Genomic DNA, 6,011 nt, shown 5'->3' with positions numbered 1-6,011 from the left:
GGTGCGGGTTAAACAGCRATGGCCACCCATTTCTGGGTGGCCATCGTGAATGGTGTCCGGCGGTGTCCTACTCTCCCACAGGGTCCCCCCTGCAGTACCATCGGCGCTGAGAGTCTTAGCTTCCGGGTTCGGAATGTGACCGGGCGTTTCCCTCTCGCTATGGCCGCCGTAACCCTGGAGACACACCAACCAGTACGGGTGGTGGTCAAATCTAGGATTACACGCCGTGCGTGTATTCAATTGTCTGCSCCGCTCGAGGCGGGTGCAGTAGTGCCCGTATTCTGGGAACCACAAAGTGGACGCAAGCAATCTCTGGCCACTCCTACCAGCCTTTACAACGGTATGAGTGTAGTGATTATCAAGTTATCGGCTTATTAGTACCGGTCAGCTCCGACAGTCTTTAGTCCTGTCTTCCACATCCGGCCTATCAACCCAGTCGTCTGGCTGGGAGCCTCTCCCCCGAAGGGATGGAAATCTCATCTCGAAGCCGGCTTCCCGCTTAGATGCTTTCAGCGGTTATCCGTTCCGAACGTAGCTAATCAGCGGTGCTCCTGGCGGAACAACTGACACACCAGAGGTTCGTCCATCCCGGTCCTCTCGTACTAGGGATAGATCTTCTCAAATTTCCTGCGCGCGCAGCGGATAGGGACCGAACTGTCTCACGACGTTCTAAACCCAGCTCGCGTACCGCTTTAATGGGCGAACAGCCCAACCCTTGGGACCTACTCCAGCCCCAGGATGCGACGAGCCGACATCGAGGTGCCAAACCATGCCGTCGATATGGACTCTTGGGCAAGATCAGCCTGTTATCCCCGAGGTACCTTTTATCCGTTGAGCGACAGCGCTTCCACAAGCCACTGCCGGATCACTAGTCCCGACTTTCGTCCCTGCTCGACTTGTCAGTCTCACAGTCAAGCTCCCTTGTGCACTTACACTCGCCACCTGATTGCCAACCAGGTTGAGGGAACCTTTGGGCGCCTCCGTTACTCTTTAGGAGGCAACCGCCCCAGTTAAACTACCCATCAGGCACTGTCCCTGAACCCGATCAGGGTTCGAAGTTAGATATCCAGAGTGACCAGAGTGGTATTTCAACAATGACTCCACGAACACTAGCGTGCCCGCTTCACAGTCTCCCACCTATCCTACACAAGCCACACCGAACACCAATACCAAACTATAGTAAAGGTCACGGGGTCTTTCCGTCCTGCTGCGCGTAACGAGCATCTTTACTCGTAATGCAATTTCGCCGAGTTCGCGGTTGAGACAGCTGGGAAGTCGTTACGCCATTCGTGCAGGTCGGAACTTACCCGACAAGGAATTTCGCTACCTTAGGATGGTTATAGTTACCACCGCCGTTTACTGGGGCTTAAATTCTCAGCTTCGCCTTGCGGCTAACCGTTCCTCTTAACCTTCCAGCACCGGGCAGGCGTCAGTCCGTATACATCGTCTTGCGACTTAGCACGGACCTGTGTTTTTAGTAAACAGTCGCTTCCCACTGGTCTCTGCGGCCATCGAACGCTCCCGGAGCAAGTCCGTTCACGCCTCAGGCCCCCCTTCTCCCGAAGTTACGGGGGCATTTTGCCGAGTTCCTTAACCACGATTCTCTCGATCTCCTTAGTATTCTCTACCTGACCACCTGAGTCGGTTTGGGGTACGGGCGGCTAGAACCTCGCGTCGATGCTTTTCTTGGCAGCATAGGATCACCGATTTCGACTTGCGTCTACCCATCAGATCTCAGGCTGTGTGAACGACGGATTTGCCTATCGTTCGCCCTACATCCTTAGACCGGGACAACCATCGCCCGGCTCGGCTACCTTCCTGCGTCACACCTGTTAATACGCTAAACGCACCAGCATGGGGTCGTACGCTAGGCCCAACGCTTCACCCCGAAGGGATCCATCACAGGGATTCAGATACTTAGCACTACTGGATTGTCTTGGGCGGTTCTTCGCCGGTACGGGAATATCGACCCGTTGTCCATCGACTACGCCTGTCGGCCTCGCCTTAGGTCCCGACTTACCCAGGGAAGATTAGCTTGACCCTGGAAACCTTGGTCTTCCGGAGGACGGGTTTCTCACCCGTCTTTCGCTACTCATGCCTGCATTCTCACTCGTGTGGCGTCCACGGCTGGTTCACACCGCCGCTTCACTCGCCACACGACGCTCTCCTACCCATCAACACGGCTGGACCACGAAGGCCTACCATTAATGTCAATGCCACAACTTCGGTGGCGTGCTTGAGCCCCGTTACATTGTCGGCGCGGAATCACTTGACCAGTGAGCTATTACGCACTCTTTCAAGGGTGGCTGCTTCTAAGCCAACCTCCTGGTTGTCTGTGCAACTCCACATCCTTTCCCACTTAGCACGCGCTTAGGGACCTTAGTTGGTGGTCTGGGTTGTTTCCCTCTCGACTATGAAGCTTATCCCCCACAGTCTCACTGCTGCGCTCTCACTTACCGGCATTCGGAGTTTGGCTGACGTCAGTAAGCTTTTGGGCCCCATCGGCCATCCAGTAGCTCTACCTCCGGCAAGAAACACGCAACGCTGCACCTAAATGCATTTCGGAGAGAACCAGCTATCACGAAGTTTGATTGGCCTTTCACCCCTATCCACAGCTCATCCCCTCCATTTTCAACTGAAGTGGGTTCGGTCCTCCACGACGTCTTACCGTCGCTTCAACCTGGCCATGGATAGATCACTTCGCTTCGGGTCTAGACCCTGCGACTGAATCGCCCTATTCGGACTCGCTTTCGCTACGGCTGCCCCACACGGGTTAACCTCGCCACAGAGCACTAACTCGCAGGCTCATTCTTCAAAAGGCACGCCGTCACCCCAACAAGGAGGCTCCGACGGTTTGTAAGCAAACGGTTTCAGGTACTATTTCACTCCCCTCCCGGGGTACTTTTCACCTTTCCCTCACGGTACTTGTCCGCTATCGGTCATCTGGGAGTATTTAGGCTTATCAGGTGGTCCTGACGGATTCACACGGGATTTCTCGGGCCCCGTGCTACTTGGGATACTCTTCACGCCATAACACCATTTCGACTACGGGGCTCGCACCCGCTCTGGCCAGGCATTCAAACCTGTTCGTCTATGATGCGCTGTAACGCTCCGTGCTCGGCAGAACACGACGAAAAGTCCCACAACCCCGACCATGCAACCCCTGCCGGGTATCACACATGGCTCGGTTTAGCCTCTTCCGCGTTCGCTCGCCACTACTAACGGAATCACTGTTGTTTTCTCTTCCTGTGGGTACTGAGATGTTTCACTTCCCCACGTTCCCTCTACCCGCCCTATATATTCAGGCGGGAGTCACCAGGTCACCACAAGGGGCCTGGCGGGGTTTCCCCATTCGGAAATCCTCGGATCACAGCTCGTTTATCAGCTCCCCGAGGCTTATCGCAGATTACGACGTCCTTCTTCGGCTCCAGATGCCAAGGCATTCACCGTTTGCTCTTATGAACTTGCTAATCACATGAGTTAAGAAACTACAACTCGAAAAGTTGCAGATCCAATGATTTGCATGACCGCAGCCCGAAAGCCGCGCCATGCGAATCTTGTCGATCCATCACCTGCAARGRTGACGGATCTAAGATGCTCGCGTCCACTGTGTAGTTCTCAAAATACGGGCGGTACCCCTCCCYCATGCACCCAGGCATGAGAAAAAGGCCCAGAGAGTCGAGATCCAGCCACTCCCGAARAAGCAGCCGGCCCGGTCCCTCAGGACCCAACAGCGTGCATGCACCCGACTCCAYCCATCCATGCGTTCCCAACCCGAAGGCCGTACTGACACGAGACGAATCTCATCGAGCACCTAGTTCAATGTTCCACCCATGAGCTACCAGCAAAGACATTCGCTTTGATCTGGCGCCTGGAACCGACACGCTCCAAAAGAGCGCCGTGTCCAGATGCTCCTTAGAAAGGAGGTGATCCAGCCGCACCTTCCGGTACGGCTACCTTGTTACGACTTAGTCCTAATCACCGATCCCACCTTCGACAGCTCCCTCCTTGCGGTTAGGCCACTGGCTTCGGGTGTTACCGACTTTCATGACTTGACGGGCGGTGTGTACAAGGCCCGGGAACGTATTCACCGCAGCGTTGCTGATCTGCGATTACTAGCGACTCCGACTTCATGAGGTCGAGTTGCAGACCTCAATCCGAACTGAGACCGGCTTTTTGGGATTCGCTCCACCTTACGGTATCGCAGCCCTTTGTACCGGCCATTGTAGCATGCGTGAAGCCCAAGACATAAGGGGCATGATGATTTGACGTCATCCCCACCTTCCTCCGAGTTGACCCCGGCAGTCTCCTATGAGTTCCCACCATGACGTGCTGGCAACATAGAACGAGGGTTGCGCTCGTTGCGGGACTTAACCCAACATCTCACGACACGAGCTGACGACAACCATGCACCACCTGTATACCGACCTTGCGGGGCAACCATTTCTGGAAGTTTCCGGTATATGTCAAGCCTTGGTAAGGTTCTTCGCGTTGCATCGAATTAATCCGCATGCTCCGCCGCTTGTGCGGGCCCCCGTCAATTCCTTTGAGTTTTAGCCTTGCGGCCGTACTCCCCAGGCGGGGAACTTAATGCGTTAGCTGCGACACGGAGACCGTGGAAAGGTCCCCACATCTAGTTCCCAACGTTTACGGCATGGACTACCAGGGTATCTAATCCTGTTCGCTCCCCATGCTTTCGCTCCTCAGCGTCAGTAACGGCCCAGAGAACTGCCTTCGCCATCGGTGTTCCTCCTGATATCTGCGCATTCCACCGCTACACCAGGAATTCCATTCTCCCCTACCGCACTCTAGTCTGCCCGTACCCACTGCAGGCCCGAGGTTGAGCCTCGGGTTTTCACAGCAGACGCGACAAACCGCCTACGAGCTCTTTACGCCCAATAATTCCGGACAACGCTTGCACCCTACGTATTACCGCGGCTGCTGGCACGTAGTTAGCCGGTGCTTTTTCTGCAGGTACCGTCAAACCGAAGTCCTTCTTCCCTACTAAAAGAGGTTTACAACCCGAAGGCCGTCATCCCCCACGCGGCGTTGCTGCATCAGGCTTTCGCCCATTGTGCAATATTCCCCACTGCTGCCTCCCGTAGGAGTCTGGGCCGTGTCTCAGTCCCAGTGTGGCCGGTCACCCTCTCAGGCCGGCTACCCGTCGTCGCCTTGGTGAGCCATTACCTCACCAACAAGCTGATAGGCCGCGAGTCCATCCTTGACCGAAAAACTTTCCACCCGCACCCGATGCCGGGGCAGGTCGTATCCGGTATTAGACGCCGTTTCCAGCGCTTATCCCAGAGTCAAGGGCAGGTTACTCACGTGTTACTCACCCGTTCGCCACTAATCCACCCAGCAAGCTGGATTTCATCGTTCGACTTGCATGTGTTAAGCACGCCGCCAGCGTTCGTCCTGAGCCAGGATCAAACTCTCCGTAAAAAAATTACGACCCTCCACCCCGAAAGGCGAGCAGTCAAGTTTGACCAAGGCAAATACGACATCATTGCTGACATCAATTTCCAAAGGAACCCAACCAATCAACCGCAACCACCCGRAGGCAGAAACAGAATCAATGGCCGAGGTTATATATTATTTGGCATTGAACATAGTGCACGCTGTTGAGTTCTCAAGAATCGGACACACCCCGCCTCCACGCCCAAAGAAAGCGCTTCACAACGAGAGTGATCGAAGCATATTATTTGGCATTGAACATAGTGCACGCTGTTGAGTTCTCAAGAATCGGACACACCCCGCCTCCACGCCCAAAGAAAGCGCTTCACAACGAGAGTGATCGAAGATGTTGCAGTTATTGGTTGTCAGTGACAAGCAACTCGGCTAAGCTGGAGAAGTTATTCTCTCGGCCGCCGTGGCAACTTGTATAACTTAGCACATCCGCAGGCCGTGTCAAATCCGGCTTCTTCACCGTGTCAGTGCGCTTGTGGGCGCTCCGACGTTGTCCCGTCAGGGACTGCCTGGATCTGGACCGTGGTCCGGCGCCGGGCGGCGAA

Annotated in this window: 3 rRNA genes; all 3 read right to left on the bottom strand. The window is 55.1% G+C overall.

Annotated elements, in window-relative coordinates:
• Positions 1–54 precede the first annotated feature (54 nt).
• The 3 genes from rrf to ASG06_RS07255 all read right to left on the bottom strand — a co-directional run bounded on the left by rrf (position 55) and on the right by ASG06_RS07255 (position 5,442).
• Positions 55–171 (bottom strand): 5S ribosomal RNA (gene rrf, locus ASG06_RS07265).
• A gap of 183 nt (positions 172–354) precedes the next feature.
• A 23S ribosomal RNA gene (locus tag ASG06_RS07260) occupies positions 355–3,470 on the bottom strand.
• Positions 3,471–3,919: 449 nt separating this feature from the next.
• Positions 3,920–5,442: ribosomal RNA gene (locus ASG06_RS07255) — 16S ribosomal RNA — on the bottom strand.
• Together the 16S, 23S and 5S rRNA genes form the textbook arrangement of a ribosomal RNA operon.
• Between the last annotated feature and the right edge of the window lie 569 nt (positions 5,443–6,011).

The organism is Rathayibacter sp. Leaf185 (genome assembly GCF_001423885.1).
Taxonomy (GTDB): Bacteria; Actinomycetota; Actinomycetes; order Actinomycetales; family Microbacteriaceae; genus Rathayibacter.
This window is presented reverse-complemented; position numbering and strand designations above follow the sequence as displayed.